A 22,772-nucleotide genomic window follows, 5' to 3' on the forward strand; every position below is an offset into this window, starting at 1 on the left:
GTTACAGCAGCGATTCGAGCGGCGGCACCGGGCGTGGCTTACGGTCAGGGCCGGTGGCGACATAGGTCAGCGTCGCCTCGGTCACTTTGACGATATTGGCCTGCAAGCGGTTGCGCTCTGCGTAGACTTCCACGTTGACGGTGATCGAGGTGTTGCCAACCTTGACGATGTCGGCGTAAAAGGTGAGCAAGTCGCCAACAAAGACCGGGTGCTTGAACAAGAAGGAATTCACGGCGATGGTGGCAACACGGCCGTTGGCGCGGCGGGTGGCGGGCAAGGAGCCCGCAATGTCCACCTGGGCCATGATCCAGCCGCCGAAAACGTCGCCGTACACGTTGGCGTCGGATGGCGCGGGCATGACGCGCAGCTCTGGCATTTTGCCAGGAGGGAGGCCGCGGGAAGTTTGTTCTTGGGTGCTCATCGCAAATTCTCATGAAGGACTACAATTGATGGGATTTTAAACCAGCCAGCCAACGCACGTATGCGACGTTATTCGAACACTCCGCCACCACCGCCGGGCCAGTCCAGCCGCAATGCGCGCGGCGACCTTGCCACTCTGAAAACATTGCTGCCTTATCTCTGGGTCTACAAGTGGCGCGTGCTGGCAGCGTTGCTGGCGCTGGTGGGCGCCAAGGCGGCCAACGTCAGCGTGCCGATTGTGCTCAAGCGCCTGGTCGACGACATGACCATCAAACCCGGCGATCCCCATGCGCTGCTGGTGCTGCCGCTGGCGACGCTGGTGGCGTATGGCTTGCTGCGCCTGTCCACCACCATGTTCACCGAGCTGCGCGAATTCCTGTTCGCGCGCGTCACGCAGCGCGCGGTGCGCACCATTGCGCTGAAAGTGTTCCGCCACCTGCATTCGCTATCGCTGCGCTTCCACCTGAACCGGCAGACGGGCGGCATGACGCGTGATATCGAACGCGGTACGCGCGGCGTCAGCTCGCTGATTTCGTACACGCTGTTTAATATCCTGCCGACGCTGGTCGAGATCACGCTGGTGCTGGGCTACCTCGTCACGCATTACGATATCTGGTTCTCGGTGATCACTTTCTCGGCACTGGTAATCTACATCACGTTCACCATCCTGGTCACGAACTGGCGCACGCACTTCCGCCGCACCATGAACGACCTTGATTCGAAGGCCAGTACCAAGGCCATCGACTCGCTGTTGAACTACGAGACGGTCAAATATTTCGGCAACGAAGACTACGAAGCGAATCGCTACGATGAGGGCCTGCAGCGCTACGAGAAGGCTGCGGTCAAGTCGCAGACTTCGCTGTCCCTGCTGAATACGGGACAGTCGGCCATTATCGCGATTGCGGTGACGCTGATCCTGTGGCGCGCAACGCAGGGTGTCATCGACGGCAAGATGTCGCTGGGCGACCTGGTCCTGGTGAATGCCTTCATGATCCAGCTCTACATCCCGCTGAACTTCCTCGGTGTGATTTACCGCGAGATCAAGCAAAGCCTGGCCGATATGGAGCGCTTGTTCTCGCTGCTGGACGAAAATCGCGAAGTAGACGACGCGGCGCACGCAAAACCGCTGCAGCCGCAAGGTGCGGAAGTGCGCTTCAACCACGTCGACTTCAGCTACGACCCCAAGCGCCAGATCCTGTTCGACGTGGACTTCACGATCCCGGCCGGCACCACGACGGCCGTGGTGGGCCACAGCGGCTCCGGCAAGTCGACGCTATCGCGCCTCCTGTACCGCTTCTACGAGGTGAATAGCGGCAGCATCACGATCGACGGCCAGGACCTGCGCGACATTACCCAGCACTCGCTGCGCCATGCGATCGGTATCGTGCCGCAGGATACGGTGCTGTTCAATGACACCATCGAATACAACATCGCCTACGGCCGCCCGGGCGCCAGCAAGGAAGAGATCATTGCCGCCGCACGCGCCGCATCGATCCACGACTTCATCGCCAGCCTGCCGGATGGGTACGAGACCATGGTCGGGGAGCGCGGTCTCAAGCTGTCCGGCGGTGAAAAGCAGCGCGTGGCGATTGCCCGCACGCTGCTGAAGGATCCCGCCATCCTGATCTTTGACGAAGCCACTTCCGCACTGGACTCGAAGGCCGAGCAGGCGATCCAGGCGCAGCTGAAAGAGATCGCAAAGAACCGCACCACGATGGTGATTGCGCACCGACTGTCCACCATCGCCGACGCGCAGCAGATCCTGGTGCTGGACCACGGTAAGATTGTGGAACGCGGGACGCACGCCGCGCTGCTTGCGCGTGAAGGCCTGTACGCCCAGATGTGGGAGCGCCAGCAAGCACGTGGAGAACAGGAACAGTCCTCGCCGGCCACCGGCGAGCTTGTCAACTAAGGGGAGGACGGGGATGGCGGTAAAGAAGGTTCTGGCAGCAGCCCTTGCGGCAATTGGTGTGGTGGCGGTTGCAGTTGGCATCAACACGGCGCGCAGCGGCAGCCGCCAGCTGGTCGTGGCGAAGATACCTTCGCTGGCCATCGACGAAGCCGCTGCAGCACAGCGCCTGGGTGAGGCGCTGCGCTTCACGACCATCTCCGATTACAAGGACGCCGACGCCAACGCCGCCGAATTCGACAAGCTCCACGCCCACCTGCAAGCCAGCTTCCCGCGCGTCCACGCAACGCTGAAGCGCGAGAACGTCAACGGCAAAGCCCTGCTCTACACCTGGCAGGGCAGCGACCCCAACGCCGCGCCAATCATGTGGATGGCGCACCAGGACGTGGTGCCAATCGCACCCGGCACCGAAAAATCCTGGGAGCAGCAACCGTTTGGCGGCGTTGTGCACGATGGCTTCATCTGGGGCCGCGGCGCCTGGGATGACAAAGGCAACCTGTACGCGCAGATGGAAGCCATCGAGATGCTGCTCGCCGCCGGCTACCAGCCGCGCCGCACCATCTACCTGGCTTACGGCGCCGACGAAGAAGTGGGCGGCAAGCGAGGCGCCGCGAAGATCGCCGAGTTGCTCAAGTCACGCAACGTCAAGCTCGAATACGTGCTGGATGAAGGCCTGATGATCGTGCACGGCATGGTGCCAGGCCTGGAGCCCGGCGCCGCCATGATCGGCATGGCGGAAAAGGGCTACGCAAGCTACAAGCTTGAACTGGACACGGCGCCCGGCCACTCCTCGATGCCGCCGCAGGACACCGCCATCGGCATGATGAGCAAAGCCCTGGTCGCGCTGGAAGCGAACCCGATGCCGGTGCGCATGGCCGGCCTGCCGCAGCAAAGCTTCGAAACGATGGCGCCTGAAATGACCGGCATGAACCGCGTCGCGCTGTCGAACTTCTGGCTGTTCCGGCCGATGCTGGAGCGGATGCTGGCAAAAGGGCCGAGCACGAATGCACTGATGCGCACCACCACAGCGCTGACCATCGTCAACGCCGGTGTCAAGGACAATGTGCTGCCCGGTACCGCCAGCGCCACGGTCAACTTCCGACTGCTGCCCGGCGATACGCTGGCCGACGTGGAACAGCATATGCACAAGGTGATTGGCAACGACAAGATCCGCATCAAGCCCGATGGCGACTTCAACACCGAAGCCTCGCGCGTGGCGCGGCTGGACGGGGCGCCCTATGCAGCCGTGAACCGCACGATCCGCCAGGTATTCCCCGATGTCATCGTGACACCCGGCCTGATGATCGGCGCCACCGACTCGCGCTATTTCGACAAGATGAGCGACAGCGTCCTCAAATTCGGCCCCGTACGCGCCAAGCCCGAAGACCTGCCGCGCTTCCACGGCACCAACGAACGCATGTCGGTGAAGGGCTACGCCGACATGATCCGCTTCTACCACCAGCTCCTGAAGAACAGTGCATGAAAAAAGTCGGGGTCAGTCTGGCTTCTCGAGGAGATTTGCGCTACGCGCAGCGCGAAATGTCCGATTGCCAGAGCTGACCCCGACTTTTAAGTTGGAGGCCTAGTGCTTTAATGCTTTAAGGCAGTGGGCGGTCCGACAGGGCGCGGTCGTCGGTGTTGGTCAGTTCGCCTTCCCACTTCGCCACGACGGCGGTGGCGATGGAGTTGCCAATGACGTTGGTGGCGGAACGGGCCATGTCCAGGAAGTGGTCGATGCCGAGCAGCAGGACCAGGCCCGCTTCCGGAATCTTGAATTGCGACAGCGTGGCGGCAATCACCACCAGCGATGCGCGCGGTACGCCGGCCATGCCTTTCGAGGTCAGCATCAACACGGCCATCATGGTGATCTGGGTGCCCAGGTCCATATTGATGCCGTAAGCCTGCGCGATGAACACGGTCGCGAAGGTGCAGTACATCATCGAGCCATCCAGGTTGAAGGAGTAGCCGATCGGCAGCACGAAGGCGGCGATGCGATTACGCACGCCAAAGCGCTCCAGGCCTTCCAGCGTTTTCGGGAAGGCGGCTTCGGACGAAGCAGTCGAGAAGGCCAGCAGGGTCGGTTCCTTGACTTCCGAGATCAGCTTCAGCACGCGCTTGCCCAGGAACAGGAAGCCGGCGAAGATCAGGATGCCCCACAGTACGCCGATGGACAGGTAGAACTCCGCCATGAACTTGCCGTAAGTTTGCAGCACGCCCACGCCGCTCTTGGCGATGGTGCCAGCAACGGCGGCGAACACGGCGAACGGTGCGACCTGCATCACGTAGCCGGTCACCTTCAGCATGATGTGCGCCACGCCGTCGACCGCTTCGATCAGCGGCTCGGCTTTCTTGCCCACGGCAGCAGCAGCGGTGCCGAAGAAGATCGAGAACACCACGATCTGCAGGATCTCGTTCTTGCTCATGCCGTCGACGATGGAGGAAGGCACCAGGTGGGTGATGAACTCTTTCAGCGACAGGCTGGAAGTCTGCAGCGTCGCGGCTGCGGCGGCGCCGTCAGCTGGAATGTGGCCGAACAGTTCGTCGCCAGGGCGGAACAAGTTCACCATGATCAGGCCCAGCGTCAGCGACAGTACCGACGCCAGGAAGAACCAGCCGAGGGTCTTGATGCCGACGCGGCCAACTTCGCGCGAGTCGCCCATGCGGGCAATGCCGACCATCAGGGTCGAGAACACCAGCGGCGCAATGATCATCTTGATCAAGCGCAGGAACAGGGTGGTAACGAGGGTCATGTACTCCGCAAAACTGGCGGCTTGTGGCGCCGTTTGCGAGACATTGATGGCGTAGCCGGTAAGGATACCCAACGCCAGGCCGACGAGGATGTAGGTGGTCAGGCGGTTTTTGTTAGCCATAAGCAAGATTCCTGAAGAGGGGCGGATTTGCCGTTAGAATGATGAGCTATTAAGCAAGTCCCGAAGTATCCTTGCGGTTCTAGGCCACTGTCAAGCGAGAATAAACCTGCCGAAACCTGAAAAAGATGATCGCAATTAAAGACTTATGTAAGTGGTATGGCAACTTTCAGGTCCTCGCAGACTGCAGTACCGAGGTAGCCAAGGGCGACGTCATGGTGATCTGCGGACCTTCCGGCTCTGGTAAATCGACCCTGATCAAGACGGTCAACGGGCTGGAACCATTCCAGAAGGGCGAAATCATTGTCGATGGGACCTCGGTCGGCGCCAAAGAGACAAATTTGCCTGCCTTGCGCGCAAGGATCGGCATGGTTTTCCAGAATTTCGAGCTGTTTCCCCACCTGTCGGTGCGCGAAAACCTGACCCTGGGCCAGGTCAAGGTGCTGGGCCGTTCGCAGGACGAGGCGAATGGGAAAGGCTTGAAATACCTGGACCGCGTCGGCCTGCTGGCGCACCAGGACAAGTATCCGAACCAGCTGTCCGGCGGCCAGCAGCAGCGCGTGGCGATCGCCCGCGCGCTGGCGATGGATCCGATTGCCATGCTGTTCGACGAGCCGACGTCCGCCCTGGATCCGGAAATGATCAACGAAGTGCTGGACGTGATGGTCGGCCTGGCGCAGGAAGGCATGACCATGATGGTGGTGACCCATGAGATGGGTTTCGCGCGCCAGGTGGCCAATCGGGTTGTGTTCATGGACAAGGGCCGCATCGTCGAGGACTGCAGCAAGGACGAATTCTTCGGCGCTCCGCGTTCCGAGCGCGCGCGCGAGTTTTTGGCTCGCATCATCCACTGACAGCCGTCTTCGAAAGCCGGAGGACTCCTCGCCTTTCGTATGTTTCGGGTTGTATCACCGCCTGGTGTGCGGGCTTCCGCCTGTGTACCATCTGGTGCATGAAGACGATGAAACTTTCGGTTGGCGCCTTGCTGGTGCTGGGGGCGTTCGGCGGTGCGCAGGCTGCGGGACGTGTGATGGTGGACGTGGCACTGACGCAGGCGACGATTGTCGATGTGGCCTCCGGCCAGTTGGTGCAGGGCAAGGCCGTGCTGCTGAAAGGCGGCGACATCGTCGCCGTTGTCGATAACGCAAAGCTGAAAGACTACTCGCCCAAGCGCACCGTCAAGCTGCCGGGCAAATACCTGATGCCGGGCCTGTGGGACACCCACGTTCACTTCGGCGGCGGTCCCGCCCTCATCGAAGAAAACAAGCAGCTGCTGGGCCTCTACCTTGCGCACGGCGTCACCACGGTGCGCGATTGCGCGGGCGACCTGTCCGATACAGTCCTCGATTGGCGCGACCTGATCAACCAGGGCAAGCTGGTCGGCCCGACCATTTTCGCCTCCGGCCCCAAACTGGAAGGCTACAAGCCGCTGTGGAAGGGCACCATCGAAGTCGGCACGCCGGAAGAAGTGAGCAAGGCGCTGGATTACCTGCAATCGCGCAGCGTCGATTTCGTGAAGATCACCGAGAACACCCTGAAGCCGGAGATGTACCTGGAGGCGCTGCGCCAGGCCAAGGCACGCGGCATGCAGAGCTCCGGTCACTTGCCGGTGCAGCTGACGCTGGACCAGATGATGCAGGCAGGCCTGGGCAGCATCGAGCACCAGTCCTATGCGCTGCGCGGCGCTACCCCGCGCGAGGCGGAGTTGACCGCGCAAGTCGCAGCAGGCAAGATCACCGGCCGCGAAGCCATGCGTGCCAGCATAGAGAGCTACGATGAAGCCACCGCGCGCGCCACCTTCCGCCGCATGGCCGCCGCCGGCATGTCGATCACCCCGACCCTGGTCGGCTCGCAAGCCACCGCCTACCTGGACCAGGACGACCACGCCCACGATCCATACCTGCAATACATCGGCAAAGGCCTGCGCAAGACCTACGAATGGCGCGTGCAGCGCGCGGCCAAGGACGATGCCGCCGCCATTGCCTACCGCCACGCCGCCTATGAGAAGGCCGCCTCGCTGCTGCCGCTGATGCAGCAGGAGGGCGTCAACATCATGGCCGGCACCGACGCCGGCTTCCTGAATTCCTTCGACTACCCGGGCAAGGGCCTGCACGATGAACTGGGCATCTTCGTCAAATACGGACTGACGCCGCAACAGGCATTGCAGGCTTCCGTGATCAACGGCCCGCGCTTCCTCGGCAAGCAGGAACGCTATGGCGCCGTCGCCCAAGGCAAGGCGGCCGATTTGCTGGTACTGGACGCCAACCCGCTGCAGGACATCGCCAACACCCGTAAAGTGCGCATGGTGGTCAGCCACGGCAAGGTCTACGAGCGCAGCAAACTGGACGCCATGCTCGAATCGGCGCGCCGCTACGCACAGGAACATCCCGCTCCGACAGAGTAAAATGGCGGGATTCGTTTAACTAAAGCCTTCCGCCATGAGTGACTTCGAGATCCCGCACAGCATCACCATTACCCGCCCAGACGACTGGCACCTTCACCTGCGTGACGGCGCCACCATGGCCAATGTCCTGCCGGATACCGCCCGCCAGTTTGGCCGTGCAATTGTGATGCCAAATTTGAAACCTCCTGTCACCACCGTGGCGCAGGCTGCGGCCTACCGCGAGCGCATCCTGGCCGCCCTGCCGCAAGGCTTGGACTTCGAGCCGCTGATGACGCTCTACCTGACCGACAACACTTCGCCGGACGAAATCATCCGCGCCGCCGACAGCGGCTTCGTGCATGCGGTCAAGCTGTACCCGGCCGGCGCCACCACCAATTCCGACGCCGGCGTGACCGACCTGGCCAAGTGCTACAAGGTGCTGGAAACCATGCAGGAAGTCGGCATGCCTTTCCTGGTGCACGGTGAGGTGACTGACCAGGACATCGACCTGTTCGACCGCGAAGCCGTCTTCATCGAACGCGTCATGCGCCCGCTGCGCAAGGACCTGCCGGCCCTGAACATCGTCTTCGAGCACATCACCACCAAGGATGCGGCGCAATACGTGGCCGAAGCGGAGGGCCCGATCGCGGCCACCATCACCGCCCACCACCTGCTATACAACCGCAACGAGATCTTCAAGGGCGGCATCCGCCCGCACTACTACTGCCTGCCGGTGCTGAAGCGTGAAGAGCACCGCTTGGCGCTGGTGACTGCGGCGACCAGCGGCGACGAGCGCTTCTTCCTCGGCACCGACTCCGCGCCGCATGCGCAGGGCGCCAAGGAAGCGGCTTGCGGCTGCGCCGGCTGCTACACCGCGCTGCATGCGATGGAGCTGTACACCGAAGCCTTCGCCCGCGCCGGCGCGCTGGACAAGCTGGAGGCCTTTGCTTCCCTGAATGGCCCGGCCTTCTACGGCCTGGAGCCGAACAAGGGCACCATCACCCTGAAGCGCGAGCAGTGGACCCTGCCGGCCGACCTGCCGTTCGGCGATTCCAAACTGATCCCGCTGAACGCCGGCGAAACGATCAACTGGAAAATGGTCTAAGGGGCCAAGTGTTTCAAGAGATCGACTGGTCCCGCGCCTGGTACGCTTCGGTGCGGGACGTTGCCTCCCGCATCGACCTCTCCCTGCCCAGCGTCGTCGAACCGTTCTGCCAACAGGCGGCTGCGCTGGCGCTGGTCAATCATGCAGGCCAGCCGCTGCGCTTTGTGCCGCAAGCTGCGCTGCCTGAAGGGTCAGCCTACGAAGAATTCATCGGCGCCACGGGCCAGGTGCCAACGCGCGACAACCTGCATGATTTCTTCAACGGCCTGGTGTGGCTGACGTTCCCTGCCATCAAGCGCCAATTGAATGCCCTGCAGGCCGCACAGATTGCGCAGGACGGCGTGGGCAAGTCGCGCGGCCCCGCGCGCGATGCTGCTACTATCTACGATGAGAATTCCGCGCTGCTGGTGGTGCGCGACGATGCCGATGGCGCAGCCCTGGTGGATGCACTGCGCAACCACCGCTGGCGCGAAGCCTTCGTCGAACGCGCCGCGCAATTCGGCGGCGGCGCGCAAGTCTGGCTGTTCGGCCATGCACTGATGGAAAAACTGGTGGCGCCCTACAAGGCCATCACCGCCCATGCGCGCGTGGTGCTGGCCGGCGGCGATTACTGGTCGCAGGACGACGCGGGCCGCCGCGCATGGCTGGACCGCGTGGAGGCGCAGCGCCTGGCTGAAGAGGGCTTGGCCAAGGGAAGTTTCACGCCGCTGCCCGTGCTGGGCATTCCCGGCTGGTGGCCGCAGCAGGATCACGCTTTTTACGAAGACCAAACGGTGTTCCGCGCCAAGCGGAAGCCGTCCTGAAAGGAGCTTTGAATGGACAAGATTATTCGCTGGGGCATCCTCGGCACCGGCAAGATCGCCAAGGCCTTCGCCGCCGCGTTGCGCGAGGTGCCCGATGCCGAACTGGCGGCCGTCGCGTCGCGCAGTTTAGATAGCGCTACCGAGTTCGCCAAAGAATATGGCGCCAAGCGCGCCCACGGCACTTACCAGGCGCTGGCTGACGACAACGGCGTGGACGTCGTTTATATCGCCACCCCGCACGCCATGCACCACGAGAACGCCATCATGTGCCTGAACGGCGGCAAGGCGCTGCTGGTCGAAAAAGCCTTCACCCTGAACCGCCGCGAGGCGCAGGAAATCGCCGACCTGGCGCGCCAGCGCAAGCTGTTCGTGATGGAGGCGATGTGGACGCGCTTCCAGCCAGCCATCCTGGAGGCGAAGCGCATGATCGACATGGGCGAAATTGGCAATGTACGCAACTTGCAGGCGGACTTGGGCTTCGTGGCCAACGCCGGCCCTGAGCATCGCTTGTTCAATCCTGCACTGGGCGGAGGTGCACTGCTCGACCTGGGCATCTATCCGCTATCGATGGCCGCGTTCTTCCTCGGTCCGGTTAAAGGTGCGAGCGGTTACGGCGAGCTGACCCCGGCGGGCGTCGACATGCAGGCCAATTTCGTCCTGCGCCACGAAGATGGATCGCTGTCCGCTTGCAGCTGCAGCTTGAACGCCCGCACCCCAGCCACGTTGAGCATTGGCGGCGACAAGGGTTTCCTGCGTTTGCACGGACGCTTCCACCATGCGGAGCATTTCACCATCGTCCTGAACGACGGCACTGAACGTGAATTCCATTTCCCACGCATCGGCAACGGCTATGCGCACGAAGCGATGGAGGTGGGGCGCTGCCTGCGTGAAGGTCTGCTGGAAAGCCCGGAAATGCCGCTTGCCGAAACTGTTGAGCTCATGGGCGTGCTGGACCAGTTGCGGGCCCAAATCGGCGTGAAATATTCTGTGGATTAAACGACAGCACATTACAAAATAATCATAGCCGCACAATTGCAAGAAAGTTATTATCGGATCTTTAACTTTCTTGGGGGGCTATATGCATCAAGCATTTCTGAAGCTGGCAGGCGGCGTTGCACTGGCATTGGCATCCGGCGCGGCATCGGCGGCCTGGACAACTACCGACTTGGAAGTGACAGGTGTGATCCAGGAAGTGCCCGGCCCATCGCTGCGCTGTCCCTCCAATTTCGGCGGCTCGATCACCGGCTACGGCAATAGTGCCCTGCTGGGACGCGTGGCCTTTGTCGCCAGCGACTGCATTACGCCGAATGGCGCGATCTACAACTTCGACCGCGGCCGCTTCATCATCATGACTTTGTCCGGCGATCAGGTGTACGCCGATTACAGCGGCCAGTTCGTGCCGACCGGCCAGGGCGCGGACTATGTCTTCAACGGTGCATCGTTCACGATTACTGGCGGCACCGGCCGGTATATTTTTGCCAGTGGCGGCGGCCAGCTGCTGGGCAACGAGAACATGCTGACCGGCGCCGGCACCATCGCGCTGAAAGGCCGTATCAGCTACTGGGCGCGCTAAACGCCGGGCCTGAGTGGCCGCCAGCAGGATTCGGCGGCATCCATTACACTGGCTTTCTTTGCCAGCCGGGATGCCTGCCATGTCCAACGACCGCCAACTCAATCTCAAGACGATCCTGATCGCAAGCGGCGTCGTGCTGACGCTGGCGATGGGCGTGCGCCACGGCTTCGGCTTCTGGATGCAGCCCATTTCGCAAGCCAACGGCTGGACCCGCGAGACCTACTCGCTGGCGCTGGCGCTGCAAAACCTGCTGTGGGGCGCCTTCGGCCCCTTCGCGGGAATGGTGGCCGACCGCTACGGCACCATGCGCGTAGTGATTGCCGGCGCCATCTCCTATATGGTGGGCCTGCTGTGGATGGCCACGGTGACCAATCCGACTTTGTTCGTCGCCGGCTCCGGCATCTTCATCGGCCTGGGCTTGGCTTGTACCGCCTTTGGCGCGGTGAGCGGCATCATCGGCCGCGCGGCGCCGGTGGAAAAGCGCTCCTGGGCATTCGGTGTCTCTGGCGCGGCCAGCTCCTTCGGCCAGTTCCTGATGATGCCGATCGAGCAGCAGCTGATTTCCACGATCGGCTGGCAACAGGCCTTCTATGCATTGGCAGGCGTGGTGTTCCTGCTGATGATTCCCATGTCGACCTTCCTGCGCGAGCCGAAGCATGAGGTGGCGGCAGGCGGCGCGCACCAGAGCATCGGCGCCGCCATGCGCGAAGCGATAGGAAACCGCTCGTTCCTGCTGCTGGTGGCGGGCTATTTCGTGTGCGGCTTCCAGCTGGTGTTCATCGGCGCCCACTTGCCGGCCTATTTGAAGGACAAGGGCATCGTCACGCCGGGCGTGGCGGTGATGGCGCTGGCCCTGATCGGCCTGTTCAACATCTTTGGCTCGTTTACTGCCGGCCAGCTCGGCGGCCGCATGCCCAAGCGCTACCTGCTGTCGTCGATCTACTTTGCGCGCTCGGTGGTGATTGGATTGTTCCTGCTGGCGCCATTGTCGCAATGGTCGGTCTACCTGTTCGCCGCGGCGATCGGCTTCCTGTGGCTGGCCACCGTGCCGCTCACCAACGGCATCATCGCCGGCGTATTCGGCTTGAAGCATATGTCCATGCTGGCCGGCGTGGTCTTCCTGTCGCACCAGGTCGGCAGCTTCCTCGGCGTTTGGCTGGGCGGCTACCTGTTCGACAAGCTTGGCAGCTACGACGTGGTGTGGGGCGTTACCCTTGGCCTCGGCGTGTTTGCCGGCCTGGCTAACCTGCCGATCGACGAGCGCCCTCTGGTGCGCAGTGCGCCCAACCTGCAGGCCGCCTGACGTGAAAAGGCGGCTGATCCGCTTTGCCCTCTGGGCCCTCGGCGCAGCCGTGCTGGCGCTGGCGTTCCTGGCCTACCTGCAGCCAGCCTTCATGCTGGACCTGGCTAACCGGATCTATCTCTGCCTGTAAGTAAAAAACGGAGCATCGGCTCCGTTTTTTCTTGTTGATCGCCAGCTTAGGCCCGCTTATGGGACTTGCTGGATTTTTGTGCGACCTGGGTGCTTTTCTTCTTCGAGGTCTTGGCGCTGGCGAGGCGAGTGCCCTTATCTTTCTTGCCCGCCTTGCCACGGGAGTGCGGTGCTGGCGGGACTTCTTCCACGCCGGTGCGCTTGGCGTGCATCGCTGATGGCAGGGCGTTGTCTTCCAGGTTGGCCAGCATGAAGCGGTTCGGGTCGATACGGGTGCCGTTCTCGTAGGCTTCCAGGTGCAGGTGTGGGCCGGTGGCGTGTCCGGTGGCGCCGGACAGCCCGATCAACTCGCCGGCGGTGACGGTGTCGCCGACGTTCACACTGCGTTTGTTCAGGTGCGCATACAGGGAGCGCAGGCCGCCTTCGTGTTCGATGACCACCACGTTGCCATATTTGCGGTCGCCCAGGTAACCCACACCGGATGCGACGACGGTGCCGTCGTTGGTTGCCATCACCGGCGTGTTGCGCGGTACCGAGAAGTCGATGCCGCCGTGCGCGCGGTGGCCGCGCGAGGCGCCGAAGAAGCTGCTGACGCGGCCTCCTTCCAGCGGCAGGCGCCATTGCTGCGACAGCGCGTCCTTTGGCTGCGACGGCTCTTCCTTTTCCTCCACCTGCAACTGCGGCTGCAGCTGTGGCGCCGGAATATCCGTTGGCTCGGGAATTGGCATCGGCATCGCGGCAGCTGTGCGCGCGATGTTGGCGGCCGCCAGCACGGCCATTAGCAGGAAGTTATTGATCTTTGGCATAGCGGGCGAGTTTCGCACACACAGTGCGTTCTGGCAAATTCGTAAGTAACAGACAAGATTTTCTTTCATCAGTTGAAGGTCTTCTTGAAGTTCAGGCGCAATGCTGTGCCGCCCCGGGTGGCAATGGCGGATTGGCGCCAGCTGCCGGTGGCGTGATCTTCGTAGCGGTAAACGGTGCTGCGCCCGGGGTGCAGCAAGTCGCTCAACGCGAGGCGCCATTCCTGGCTGGGTGATTGCTTCCATGTGGCGCGCAGGTCCAGCTTGCGCTGGCAGGGGGCGATGGTGCCGGTGGTGATGGAGTCGCGGCTCGCGCCACCGGCTTCATAGGAATATTCGGCATCGAGCGTCAGCGCAGCGTGCCTGTGGCTGAGGGCAGCCGTGCCGCTGAACGGCGTTTGCTCGGCGAGGCGGTTGTCGGGGCCGGCGACGCTGCCGAGGCGGGAACGGTTGAAGGTGGCGTTGGTGCGCAGCGAGAGCGATGGCGACAGCGGCATGCGCAGCTCCAGTGTGGCGCCGTAGGCGCGCGCTCCGCCGCGGTTGGCCGGCATGGCGACCCAGCGGCCGTTCTCGTTGTACAGCGAGACCAGGATCACGTTGTCGATGTCGCGCGCGTAGATGCTGGCACTGAACAGGCTGTCCTTGGCGAAGTAGTAGTCGATGCCGGCATCCAGTCCCCAGGCCAGTTCGGGACGTAAGGCCGGATTGCCTTGGGTGTCGGGATTGGTCTGGCTGTTGTTGTTATCGGAGGTGAAGCGGCGCGGGATCAGGTCGAGCATGTTCGGCGCCTTGTAGCTGCGGCTCGCGCCTACACGCAGCTGGCTGTCGCCGGGCAGTTTGCGCATCCATTCCAGGACCGGGCTGAAGACTTTGCTGCGTTGGCGCACCGGGGCAGTGTTGCGGTCCCAGGCTTCGGTCTGCATGGTTTCCCAGCGCAGGCCGGCGGACCAGGAATCGGCGCCTTGCTTCCATTCGTCCTGCGCGAAGGCGGCCAGACGGTCGATGCGGCCGTCGTAACGGTCGTCCTTGCGGAAATTGAGCGCGCCATGGTGGTCGTATTCGTGTTCGATGCGGCTTTGCATGCGCTGCAGGGCGGAGCCGTCCCAGCCGGCAACGAGAGCGTGCCCGTTGCCGAGCGGGTGGGAGAATTTACCGCCGTAGTTAAGGCCATGTTCGCGGATATCGCCGTCGACGTGGCGCAGCGTGGGGCCGGGACCCGCAAGCGGCCATCCGGTGAAATCAAAACCGGTATCGCGCGGCGCCTTGTTGCCGCCCAGCTTGAGCTCCCATTGCGTGCCGTTGCCCAGTGTGCGTTGCCAGGTCAATTCGCTGCGCAGGAAATAGCCGTGCATGCGGAAGCGGCTGCGCACGTCAGCGAAATCGCCTGATTCGCCGAGCTGCACTTCTTCATGCGACCGGTAAGAGATATTGCGGCGGTTGATGGTGACGACGTTTTGCAAGGAGAAGCTGTCGCCATTGCTTGTGCTCCAGTTCAGGCGTGGGCTGATGTTGAGCGATTCGCCGACGTTGTCTTCATGCGAATGCGTCGTGCGCAGCAGGCCGGGGGCGCTTTCGGTGATAGTGCGGTCGGCGGGCGTGCTGGTGCGCGACAGCACGGCGCTGACGTTGTGCGACCAGCCGTCCGACTTGCCGGTCGATTGCGCAGTCAACCGGGGCGACCAGGCGCCGTGCAGGCTGTCCATCCCGAGCTGCATCTCCCGCGTGCTGCGGCTGACGGATTTGCGCAGCACGATATTGATGGTGCCGGCGATGCCTTGCGTTCCCAGCACGGCGGAGGCGGTGCGCAGCACTTCGACGCGTTCGATCAACTCGGGCGGCAGGCTGTCCAGCGAGAAGCCGTTGGGGGCTGGCTGGCCGTTCAGCAGCACCTGCGTGTAGCCCTTGCCCAGGCCGCGCATGCGGATGCCGGCGCTGTCGCTGATCGTGATGCCGGGCAGCCGGCGCAGGGCGTCGGCAAGGGTGCGGTCGCCGTTCGCTGCGAGGTCTTCACGCGTGAGCACGATGGTGCTGGCTGTATCGTCCTTGCGCTGGTCAAGCCTGGCGCTTTTGATTTCAATCACCTGTTGTGCGGATACGGTGTGGCCTGACAGCGCGGCGGCCAGCATGATTGCAGTCTTCTTCATTGCGATTCCTTAGGGCGAGCGCCTCCAATGCCGGGCAGCGCGCGGCATGTGGTCAGTGGCGGCGGGCCGGGTTAGCTGGCGCGGCTGGCTTTAAGGCGTTGCAGCGCGGTTCTTGTGGCGTTGGCTTCGAGGTTGCCCAGCAAGGCTTGCGGATCGATGTTGCCGCCGTTGCGGGTGACTTCCATGTGCAGGTGCGGTCCGGTGGCTTTGCCGGTGGCGCCGCTGGTGCCGATCTGCTGGCCTGCCGCCACGTGGTCGCCTTCCTTCACTTGGCGCCGGTCCATGTGGGCGTACAGGGAACGCAGGCCGTTGGCATGTTCGATGGCGACTACTTCGCCCCATTTGCTTTCGCCGAGGTAGCGGTTGGTGGAGGCGACGACGACGCCGTCCGCTGGCGCGAAGACCGGCGTTCCGGTCGGCGTAGCGAAATCGATGCCGCCGTGCGTGCGGCCGGTTGGCGCGTGCAGGACGCCGAAGAAGGCGCTGACACGCAGGCGCTGCATTGGCGCTTGCCAGTGCGGCAGGGCCGCGGCGGCCAACGCCGGATCCCCGGCCGGGCCGGCGTCGATATGCCATGCCAGCGCCGGTTGCAGCAGGACGCTGGCGGCAATGACTGCGGGCAGTGCGGCCCAGCCGAGGGCGCAGGCGACTGCGCGTGGAATGGCGGGAACGCCGTCGCGGATCATGTTGATGCGGGCGCCCACTGCATCCACCACGCGGCCCCCAAAGGCGAGGGCGGTGCCGTGGCCGGGGACCGTTTGCATGCGCATTTGCGCGACCAGCGCGGCGGCATAGGCGCGGCGTTGTGCGGAGGGGCGGCCCAGCAGGACGGTGCGGTCGCAGCCCAGCTCCTGCGCCCACGCCATCTGCCTGCCCAGGCGGGAGACCATTGGGTTGAACCATTGGGCTGCTTGCAGCAGGAAGCTGGCATGCATCCACATCGGGTCGCGGCGGGCCAGGTGCGTCAGTTCGTGTTCGATCACCAGGCGTTGTTGGGCGGGGTCGAAATCGCGCAGGTGGCGCGGCAGCAGCAGTACCGGGCGAGTCAGGCCGACCAGCATGGGAGCGATGGGGGCGTCGATTTCCCGCACTTCCGGCAGCGCGCGTTGGAGGCTGGCGAAACCGGCGTGGTCGGCCAGTGACAAACGATCCAGCGGCTGCGAGGCCGCCAGCAAGCCGGCCAGGCGGCGCGTGGCCTGTAGCCGGCGCGCCGCGCAAACGGCTAAGCCGGCGCTGTAGAGGGCGAGCCAGGAATATCCCAGCCAAAGCAGCGCCGGCGCCGGCTCGATCGGCATGGCGTCGTGCTCGTCGAAGAGCGCGTCATCGGCGCTTGCGTCGCCGGCGCGAGAGGATGCGTCCGCTGCGGCGTTCGAAAGCACGGCGGGCAATTCGATGGCGGGGACGATGCTGGGGCGCGCCGAGGCGGGCAGCAGCCCCAGGGCAAGCGTGAGGGCGGCGGCGGCGGCGCCCAGCAGCCATGGCGTGCGGCGCGCCTCGAGCCCCGGCCAGGTGCGTGCGGCGCTACGCAGCAGCAGCCACGCGGCGGCGCCGGCCAGCACGCTGGCGATGCTCGCCTGCAGGAAGAGCAGTGCGAACATTGCTTACTCCTTATCTTCCGGCCATTCGCTGAGCAATTGCTCGAGCTCTTTGAGTTCATGCTGGTTGACCAGCTTGGAGCCAGTGAACATATTCACCGGCAGGGGCGCGCTCATTTCCATGACGCGGTGGCTGAAATCGTGGGCAAATTCGGCCAGCGTTTCAACCTTTTCGACCACTGGCGCGTATACATTCATACCGTGGGCGGAATGCTGGCTGATCATGCCTTTCTCCAGCATGCGCTCCAGGGTTTTGCGGGTGGACGAGAAGGACCAGGCCAGTTCTTCTTCCACGCGGTCATGGATTTCACGGGCGCTGAGCGGTTGCTGCTTCCACAGGGCTTTGAGCAGCGTCAATTCGGTAATCGATGGAATGGCCATGGGAGCTCCTTGTGACGTATGACGGGATTGTGCGACAAGTGTCGCGCGAAGGCAAGGAGTTTATGCGACATGTGTCACATAATGTATCATTGGGTATATGAAGAAACTTGCAATCCTTATCACAATACTTTCCGCCGTTCTCGGCTGCAGCAGCAAGCGGCTGACCGAGGCGGAGGTGCGCACCGTGATGGGCGAGATGGAAACTTCGGTCCAGCGCCACGACGCGAACCGCCTGATCGCGAATTTCACGCCCAACGCCATGATCATGGTGTCGATGCCGGGCACTGGCGGCGGCCTCTCGCGCATGAGCGTGGCCGAATACAAGAACATGCTGGAAGGCCTGTGGAAGGTTCAGCTGCAATCGACCTATGAGGTCAGCAAGCGCGAAGTGGCGCTGTCCGCAAACGGCCGCAGCGCCACCGCGCGCGACGTGGCAAAAGAAGTGGTGCTGCTGCCGGGCGAGCGCATGGAATCGCTCAGCAAGCAAAAGGCGGAGATCGCACTGGTGGATGGCGTGCCGCGCATTATTTCACTGACGGCGGAAGTGGAGTCGCTGGTCGCAACGCCAACTTCGCGCAACTAGACTTTCAGGAATTCTTCGCGGCCGCCGAGCCAGCGTTCCAGGTGGGCTTCCACCGTGGCCTTGTTGGCGGGCGTCGCCTCATGCAGCAGGGCGTGTGCGACATCGCGCGCCTGGTCGACCAGCCAGCCGTCCGTTTCCAGGTCGGCAAAGCGCAGCATGGCCTGGCCGGATTGGCGCGAGCCGAGGAATTCGCCGGGGCCTCGGATTTCCAGGTCGCGGCGTGCGATTTCAAAACCATCCGTCGTTTCGCGCATCGTCATCAGGCGCTGCTTGGCGACCGGGCCCAGCGGGCTTTGATACAGCAGCAGGCAGACCGAGGCCGCCGAGCCCCGCCCCACGCGGCCGCGCAGCTGGTGCAGCTGCGACAGGCCGAAACGTTCCGCGTGCTCAATGACCATCAGCGAGGAATTCGGCACGTCGACGCCGACTTCAATCACCGTGGTCGCCACCAGCACGTGGATGTCGCCGGCGGCGAAGGCATCCATCACTTCCGCTTTCTCGGCGGGCTTCAGGCGGCCGTGCACCAGGCCCACGCGCAGGTCGGGCAGGGCGGCTGCCAGCGTCTCGTAGGTTTCGGTCGCGGTCTGCAGCTGCAGCGCTTCCGATTCTTCAATCAGCGGGCAGACCCAATACGCCTGGCGGCCTTCCAGCGCGGCGGCGTGCACCCGGGCGATCACTTCGTCGCGGCGGTTCTGGTCCACCACGGCGGTGACGATCGGCGTGCGGCCGGGCGGCAGCTCGTCGATCACCGACACTTCGAGGTCGGCGTAGTAAGTCATAGCCAGCGTGCGCGGGATCGGGGTGGCCGACATCATCAGCTGGTGCGGCACGTTGTCGCCATTGCCCTTGTTGCGCAGGGTCAGGCGCTGGCCGACGCCGAAGCGGTGCTGTTCGTCGACGATCACCAGGCCCAGTTTCGCGAACTGCACCGTGTCCTGGATGATGGCGTGGGTGCCGATCACCAGCTGTGCTGCGCCCGATTCCACCAGCGCGTAGGCGGCTTCCTTCTCTTTCTTTTTCAGGCTGCCGGTCAGCCACGCGACCTTGACCCCCAGCGGTTCCAGCCACGCCGCGATCTTGCGGAAGTGCTGGTCGGCCAGGATTTCGGTCGGCGCCATCAGCGCGGCCTGGTAGCCGCTGTCGATGGCCTGCGCGGCCGACAGCGCGGCCACGATGGTCTTGCCGCTGCCCACGTCGCCCTGCAGCAGGCGCTGCATCGGGTAGGGCTGCTTGATGTCCTCGCGGATTTCCTTCAGCACGCGCTGCTGGGCCTTGGTCAGCTTGAAGGGCAGCGAGGCTTCGAAGGCGGACGACAGCGTGCCCACCTTGCCCAGCTTTGCAGCGCCTTTGGCGCGGCGTGCGCGCTGCGCCCGTTTCAGCGACAGCTGCTGCGCCAGCAGTTCGTCGAACTTCACGCGCGTCCATGCCGGGTGGGTGCGGTCGATCAGCGCGTTCTCGTCGATTTGCGGCGGCGGGTAGTGCAGGGTGCGCACGGCCGTTTCCAGCGGGTGCAGGCGCATGGTCTTCAGCACTTCCGGCGGCAGGGTGTCGGTCCAGTCCACCCGTTTCATGGCGTCGGCAATCGCGCGGCGCAGCACCAGCTGGGACAGGCCTTCGCCGGATGGGTAGACGGGGGTGAGGGAAGTCGGCAGCGGTGCGCCTTCGTTCACGATCTTGTAGGCCGGGTGCACCATCTCGGCGCCGAAGAAGCCGTGGCGCACCTCGCCGCGCGCGCGCACGCGGGTGCCCTCGGCCAGCTGCTTGACCTGGCTGCCGTAGAAATTCATGAAGCGCAGCTGGATGTCGCCGGTTTCGTCGGCGATGTGCACCAGCAGCTGGCGCCGCGGCTTGTAGGCGATTTCGTTGGACGTGACCACGCCTTCCACCTGCGACACTTCGCCGCCGCGCATGCAGGCTTCACGGATGGTCAGGACCTCCGTCTCATCCTCATAGCGCATGGGAAGGTGCAGCACCAGGTCCATATCCGTGCGCAGGCCAAGCTTGGCGAGCTTGCTCTCGGCGGTGGCGGCGGGCTTTTTGGGTGCGGCGGGCTTTTTTTGCTTCGTTTCCGGCATTTTTGCGTGAATTTTGGGCAGGTGTCGTAAAATAGAGGGTTGCCCAACAGTTTTAGTAGTCCGTCAATGTACTCGCTATCCGATTTCGATTTTAACTTGCCGCCAGAGCGAATTGCGCAATTTCCGCTGCCGGACCGCAGCGCGTCGCGCCTCCTGCATGTAGATGGCAAGACCCTGCACGACCGCCAGTTCACCGACATCGTCGACCAGCTGCAAGCCGGCGACCTGCTGGTGATGAACAATACCCGTGTCCTGAAGGCCCGCTTCTTCGGCGTGAAGGACAGCGGCGGCAAGGTCGAGGCCCTGGTCGAGCGCGTGCTGGATACCCGCACCGTGCTGGCCCAGGTGCGCGCTTCCAAGTCGCCAGGCCCCGGCGTGAAGATCCGCCTGGCCGACGCCTTCGACGTCACGGTGGGCGAGCGCGCGGGCGAATTCTATACCCTGCATTTCGATGCCGACGTGTTCGACCTGATCGAGCAATATGGCCGCCTGCCGCTGCCGCCCTACATCGAGCACGCGCCGGGCGAAGTGGACGAAACCCGCTACCAGACCGTGTTCAACAAAGTGCCGGGCGCCGTGGCCGCGCCCACCGCCGGCCTGCACTTCGACGAAGCGCTGCTGGACAAGCTGCGCGCCAAGGGCGTGAAGTTCGCTTATGTCACCCTGCACGTGGGCGCCGGTACCTTCCAGCCGGTGCGCACCGAGAACCTGGCCGAGCACAAGATGCACACCGAGTGGTACACCATGCCTCAGGAGACCGTGGACGACGTGCGCGCAACCCGCGCCGCCGGCCGCGACGTGGTGGCAGTGGGCACGACCTCGCTGCGTGCGCTGGAATCGGCTTCGCAGAGCGGCCAGCTGGAAGCCGGCAGCGCCGATACCAGCCTGTTCATCACCCCCGGCTACAAATTCAAGACGGTGACGCGCCTGGTCACCAACTTCCACCTGCCGAAATCGACCCTGCTGATGCTGGTGAGCGCTTTCGCAGGCTTTACCGAGATCCGCCATGCTTACCAGCACGCGATCGCGAACGAATACCGCTTCTTCAGCTATGGCGACGCCATGCTGCTGACGACGCACAACAGAGCATAAGGAATACCGATGCTGGAATTTAAACTCATCAAAAAAGACACCACCGGCAAGACCCACGCCCGCCGCGGCACGGTCAAGCTCAATCACGGTGAAGTGCAGACCCCGATCTTCATGCCGGTCGGTACCTACGGCTCCGTCAAGGCGATGTCGCCGCTGGAGCTGAAGGAAATCGGCGCCCAGATCATCCTCGGCAACACCTTCCACCTTTGGCTGCGTCCTGGTAACGACGTGATGTCCAAATTCGGCGGCCTGCACGGCTTCATGGGCTGGGACAAGCCTATCCTGACCGACTCCGGCGGCTTCCAGGTGTTCTCGCTGGGCGAAATGCGCAAGATTACCGAGGAAGGGGTGACCTTCAACTCGCCGATCAACGGCGACAAGCTGTTCCTGTCGCCGGAAATCTCGATGCAGATCCAGCGCGTGCTGAATTCGGACATCGTGATGCAGTTCGACGAATGCACCCCGTACGAAATCGACGGCCGTCCGGCCACGCTGGAAGAAGCGGCCAAGTCGATGCGCATGTCCCTGCGCTGGGCGCAGCGCTCGATGAACGAATTCAAGGCCGGCGAAAACCCGAACGCGCTGTTCGGCATCGTCCAGGGCGGCATGTATGAAAACCTGCGCGACGAATCGCTGGCAGGGCTCCAGGAAATCGATTTCCCTGGCCTGGCCATCGGCGGCCTGTCGGTCGGCGAGCCGAAGGAAGACATGATGCGCATCCTGGCGCATGTCGGTCCGCGCCTGCCGGAAAACAAGCCGCACTACCTGATGGGCGTCGGCACGCCGGAAGACCTGGTGAACGGCGTGGCCAACGGCGTCGACATGTTCGACTGCGTGATGCCGACCCGGAATGCCCGTAACGGCTGGATCTTCACCCGCTTCGGCGACGTCAAGATCAAGAATGCGCGTTATAAGGATGACAAGGAGCCACTGGACCCGACCTGCTCCTGCTACACCTGCCGCAACTTCAGCCGCGCCTACCTGCACCACCTGCATCGTGCGCAGGAGATCCTGGGGGCACGTTTGAATACCATCCACAACCTGCATTACTACCTCGACATCATGCAGCAGATGCGCGATGCCCTGGATGCGGACCGCTTCCCGGACTGGGTGCAGCAATTCCACGCAGATCGTGCGCGTGGTATTTAAAAAACGGCAACTTGCCTATATATAGGTCGGCAGCACGGGCGGTGCTAGAATACACCGCTTGATTTTTACCTAACTAGAACTTGGAGTCACCGTGTTCATTTCCAACGCATACGCTCAATCCGCCGCCACCGACGCCGGCATGATGGGCAACCTGACCACCTTCGCCCCACTGATCCTGATGTTCGTGGTGATGTACTTCCTGATGATTCGTCCGCAGCAAAAGCGCGCGAAAGAGCAGAAAGCCATGATGGAAGCCCTGGCCAAGGGCGACGAAGTAGTCACCATCGGCGGCGTCCTGGGCAAAGTGTCCAAAGTGACCGACCAGCACGTGACCATCGAAGTGGGTAACACCGAGATGATCGTGCAGAAGCACGCCATTTCCTCCCAGCTGCCGAAGGGCACCCTGAAGAGCCTGTGATAACCAGCGCGGGCGGCGAAGCAGGGCCGCCCACGCCTGA

21 protein-coding genes are annotated in these 22,772 nt (G+C 63.3%); 14 read left to right on the forward strand and 7 right to left on the reverse strand.

Annotated features, from left to right (window positions below):
• Position 1: 1 nt before the first annotated feature.
• Positions 2 to 421 (reverse strand): acyl-CoA thioesterase, encoded by a 420-nt coding sequence (locus tag GM658_RS17000; RefSeq protein WP_155455248.1) that lies wholly within the window; start codon positions 419 to 421, stop codon positions 2 to 4.
• A 60-nt stretch (positions 422 to 481) separates the two neighbouring features.
• Here GM658_RS17000 and GM658_RS17005 point away from each other — a divergent pair, with 60 nt between their 5' ends.
• Positions 482 to 2,332 carry an ABCB family ABC transporter ATP-binding protein/permease gene (locus GM658_RS17005; protein WP_155455249.1) on the forward strand — a complete coding sequence of 617 codons (1,851 nt, stop codon included), beginning with the start codon at positions 482 to 484 and terminating at the stop codon, positions 2,330 to 2,332.
• Positions 2,333 to 2,345: 13 nt separating this feature from the next.
• On the forward strand, positions 2,346 to 3,812 hold the full coding sequence (locus GM658_RS17010) for a M20 family peptidase (RefSeq protein WP_155455250.1): 1,467 nt from the start codon (positions 2,346 to 2,348) through the stop codon (positions 3,810 to 3,812).
• A 115-nt stretch (positions 3,813 to 3,927) separates the two neighbouring features.
• Here GM658_RS17010 and GM658_RS17015 read toward each other — a convergent pair whose 3' ends face one another.
• Positions 3,928 to 5,199, reverse strand: coding sequence for a dicarboxylate/amino acid:cation symporter (locus tag GM658_RS17015; protein WP_155455251.1), 1,272 nt, complete (start codon positions 5,197 to 5,199; stop codon positions 3,928 to 3,930).
• 125 nt (positions 5,200 to 5,324) lie between these two features.
• On the opposite strand from GM658_RS17015, the gene GM658_RS17020 reads away from it, so the two are divergent.
• The 8 genes from GM658_RS17020 to GM658_RS29545 all read left to right on the forward strand — a co-directional run bounded on the left by GM658_RS17020 (position 5,325) and on the right by GM658_RS29545 (position 12,493).
• Positions 5,325 to 6,050, forward strand: coding sequence for an amino acid ABC transporter ATP-binding protein (locus GM658_RS17020; RefSeq protein WP_155455252.1), 726 nt, complete (start codon positions 5,325 to 5,327; stop codon positions 6,048 to 6,050).
• A gap of 98 nt (positions 6,051 to 6,148) precedes the next feature.
• On the forward strand, positions 6,149 to 7,600 hold the full coding sequence (locus tag GM658_RS17025; protein WP_155455253.1) for an amidohydrolase family protein: 1,452 nt from the start codon (positions 6,149 to 6,151) through the stop codon (positions 7,598 to 7,600).
• A gap of 34 nt (positions 7,601 to 7,634) precedes the next feature.
• Positions 7,635 to 8,684, forward strand: a complete 1,050-nt coding sequence (gene pyrC, locus GM658_RS17030) for a dihydroorotase (protein WP_155455254.1) — start codon at positions 7,635 to 7,637, stop codon at positions 8,682 to 8,684.
• 8 nt (positions 8,685 to 8,692) lie between these two features.
• Positions 8,693 to 9,487 (forward strand): DUF3025 domain-containing protein, encoded by a 795-nt coding sequence (locus GM658_RS17035; RefSeq protein ID WP_170298853.1) that lies wholly within the window; start codon positions 8,693 to 8,695, stop codon positions 9,485 to 9,487.
• 12 nt (positions 9,488 to 9,499) lie between these two features.
• Positions 9,500 to 10,483: a Gfo/Idh/MocA family protein gene (locus tag GM658_RS17040; protein WP_155455255.1), complete on the forward strand. Its 984-nt coding sequence runs from the start codon at positions 9,500 to 9,502 to the stop codon at positions 10,481 to 10,483.
• 82 nt (positions 10,484 to 10,565) lie between these two features.
• Positions 10,566 to 11,060 carry a hypothetical protein gene (locus GM658_RS17045; protein WP_155455256.1) on the forward strand — a complete coding sequence of 165 codons (495 nt, stop codon included), beginning with the start codon at positions 10,566 to 10,568 and terminating at the stop codon, positions 11,058 to 11,060.
• A gap of 79 nt (positions 11,061 to 11,139) precedes the next feature.
• A complete protein-coding gene (locus GM658_RS17050; protein WP_155455257.1) occupies positions 11,140 to 12,363 on the forward strand; it encodes an MFS transporter in 1,224 nt (407 codons plus the stop codon).
• A gap of 1 nt (position 12,364) precedes the next feature.
• On the forward strand, positions 12,365 to 12,493 hold the full coding sequence (locus GM658_RS29545) for a hypothetical protein (protein ID WP_267874986.1): 129 nt from the start codon (positions 12,365 to 12,367) through the stop codon (positions 12,491 to 12,493).
• 46 nt (positions 12,494 to 12,539) lie between these two features.
• Here GM658_RS29545 and GM658_RS17055 read toward each other — a convergent pair whose 3' ends face one another.
• From GM658_RS17055 to GM658_RS17070, 4 genes are all read right to left on the reverse strand, one after another.
• On the reverse strand, positions 12,540 to 13,298 hold the full coding sequence (locus tag GM658_RS17055; protein ID WP_170298854.1) for a M23 family metallopeptidase: 759 nt from the start codon (positions 13,296 to 13,298) through the stop codon (positions 12,540 to 12,542).
• A 68-nt stretch (positions 13,299 to 13,366) separates the two neighbouring features.
• Positions 13,367 to 15,439, reverse strand: a complete 2,073-nt coding sequence (locus tag GM658_RS17060) for a TonB-dependent receptor plug domain-containing protein (protein ID WP_155455259.1) — start codon at positions 15,437 to 15,439, stop codon at positions 13,367 to 13,369.
• A 71-nt stretch (positions 15,440 to 15,510) separates the two neighbouring features.
• Positions 15,511 to 17,037 (reverse strand): M23/M56 family metallopeptidase, encoded by a 1,527-nt coding sequence (locus GM658_RS17065; RefSeq protein WP_155455260.1) that lies wholly within the window; start codon positions 17,035 to 17,037, stop codon positions 15,511 to 15,513.
• 3 nt (positions 17,038 to 17,040) lie between these two features.
• Complete coding sequence (locus GM658_RS17070; protein WP_155455261.1) at positions 17,041 to 17,415, reverse strand: BlaI/MecI/CopY family transcriptional regulator; 375 nt, start codon at positions 17,413 to 17,415, stop codon at positions 17,041 to 17,043.
• 97 nt (positions 17,416 to 17,512) lie between these two features.
• Here GM658_RS17070 and GM658_RS17075 point away from each other — a divergent pair, with 97 nt between their 5' ends.
• Positions 17,513 to 17,998 (forward strand): Cif family virulence factor, encoded by a 486-nt coding sequence (locus tag GM658_RS17075; protein ID WP_155455262.1) that lies wholly within the window; start codon positions 17,513 to 17,515, stop codon positions 17,996 to 17,998.
• Here GM658_RS17075 and recG read toward each other — a convergent pair.
• A complete protein-coding gene (recG, locus tag GM658_RS17080; protein WP_155455263.1) occupies positions 17,995 to 20,073 on the reverse strand; it encodes an ATP-dependent DNA helicase RecG in 2,079 nt (692 codons plus the stop codon). The two genes, GM658_RS17075 and recG, sit on opposite strands and share 4 nt — an antisense overlap.
• 66 nt (positions 20,074 to 20,139) lie before the next feature.
• On the opposite strand from recG, the gene queA reads away from it, so the two are divergent.
• The 3 genes from queA to yajC all read left to right on the forward strand — a co-directional run bounded on the left by queA (position 20,140) and on the right by yajC (position 22,732).
• Complete coding sequence (queA, locus tag GM658_RS17085; protein WP_155455264.1) at positions 20,140 to 21,165, forward strand: tRNA preQ1(34) S-adenosylmethionine ribosyltransferase-isomerase QueA; 1,026 nt, start codon at positions 20,140 to 20,142, stop codon at positions 21,163 to 21,165.
• Between the two features lie 9 nt (positions 21,166 to 21,174).
• Complete coding sequence (tgt, locus tag GM658_RS17090) at positions 21,175 to 22,314, forward strand: tRNA guanosine(34) transglycosylase Tgt (protein ID WP_155455265.1); 1,140 nt, start codon at positions 21,175 to 21,177, stop codon at positions 22,312 to 22,314.
• 91 nt (positions 22,315 to 22,405) lie between these two features.
• Complete coding sequence (gene yajC / locus GM658_RS17095) at positions 22,406 to 22,732, forward strand: preprotein translocase subunit YajC (protein ID WP_170298855.1); 327 nt, start codon at positions 22,406 to 22,408, stop codon at positions 22,730 to 22,732.
• Positions 22,733 to 22,772 lie beyond the last annotated feature (40 nt).

The organism is Massilia eburnea (genome assembly GCF_009720745.1).
Classification (GTDB): domain Bacteria; phylum Pseudomonadota; class Gammaproteobacteria; order Burkholderiales; family Burkholderiaceae_D; genus Rugamonas; species Rugamonas eburnea.

What these genes read in the sequence shown, in the direction of transcription:
- GM658_RS17045 (WP_155455256.1), top strand. Translation starts at nt 10,566, where the DNA reads ATGCATCAAGCATTTCTGAAGCTGGCAGGCGGCGTTGCACTGGCATTG.
- GM658_RS17000 (WP_155455248.1), bottom strand. Translation starts at nt 421, where the DNA reads ATGAGCACCCAAGAACAAACTTCCCGCGGCCTCCCTCCTGGCAAAATG.
- GM658_RS17065 (WP_155455260.1), bottom strand. Translation starts at nt 17,037, where the DNA reads ATGTTCGCACTGCTCTTCCTGCAGGCGAGCATCGCCAGCGTGCTGGCC.
- GM658_RS17015 (WP_155455251.1), bottom strand. Translation starts at nt 5,199, where the DNA reads ATGGCTAACAAAAACCGCCTGACCACCTACATCCTCGTCGGCCTGGCG.
- GM658_RS17060 (WP_155455259.1), bottom strand. Translation starts at nt 15,439, where the DNA reads ATGAAGAAGACTGCAATCATGCTGGCCGCCGCGCTGTCAGGCCACACC.
- GM658_RS17055 (WP_170298854.1), bottom strand. Translation starts at nt 13,298, where the DNA reads ATGCCAAAGATCAATAACTTCCTGCTAATGGCCGTGCTGGCGGCCGCC.
- tgt (WP_155455265.1), top strand. Translation starts at nt 21,175, where the DNA reads ATGCTGGAATTTAAACTCATCAAAAAAGACACCACCGGCAAGACCCAC.
- queA (WP_155455264.1), top strand. Translation starts at nt 20,140, where the DNA reads ATGTACTCGCTATCCGATTTCGATTTTAACTTGCCGCCAGAGCGAATT.
- GM658_RS17050 (WP_155455257.1), top strand. Translation starts at nt 11,140, where the DNA reads ATGTCCAACGACCGCCAACTCAATCTCAAGACGATCCTGATCGCAAGC.
- GM658_RS17070 (WP_155455261.1), bottom strand. Translation starts at nt 17,415, where the DNA reads ATGGCCATTCCATCGATTACCGAATTGACGCTGCTCAAAGCCCTGTGG.
- GM658_RS17010 (WP_155455250.1), top strand. Translation starts at nt 2,346, where the DNA reads ATGGCGGTAAAGAAGGTTCTGGCAGCAGCCCTTGCGGCAATTGGTGTG.
- GM658_RS17075 (WP_155455262.1), top strand. Translation starts at nt 17,513, where the DNA reads ATGAAGAAACTTGCAATCCTTATCACAATACTTTCCGCCGTTCTCGGC.
- GM658_RS17020 (WP_155455252.1), top strand. Translation starts at nt 5,325, where the DNA reads ATGATCGCAATTAAAGACTTATGTAAGTGGTATGGCAACTTTCAGGTC.
- recG (WP_155455263.1), bottom strand. Translation starts at nt 20,073, where the DNA reads ATGCCGGAAACGAAGCAAAAAAAGCCCGCCGCACCCAAAAAGCCCGCC.
- GM658_RS17005 (WP_155455249.1), top strand. Translation starts at nt 482, where the DNA reads ATGCGACGTTATTCGAACACTCCGCCACCACCGCCGGGCCAGTCCAGC.
- pyrC (WP_155455254.1), top strand. Translation starts at nt 7,635, where the DNA reads ATGAGTGACTTCGAGATCCCGCACAGCATCACCATTACCCGCCCAGAC.
- GM658_RS17040 (WP_155455255.1), top strand. Translation starts at nt 9,500, where the DNA reads ATGGACAAGATTATTCGCTGGGGCATCCTCGGCACCGGCAAGATCGCC.
- GM658_RS17025 (WP_155455253.1), top strand. Translation starts at nt 6,149, where the DNA reads ATGAAGACGATGAAACTTTCGGTTGGCGCCTTGCTGGTGCTGGGGGCG.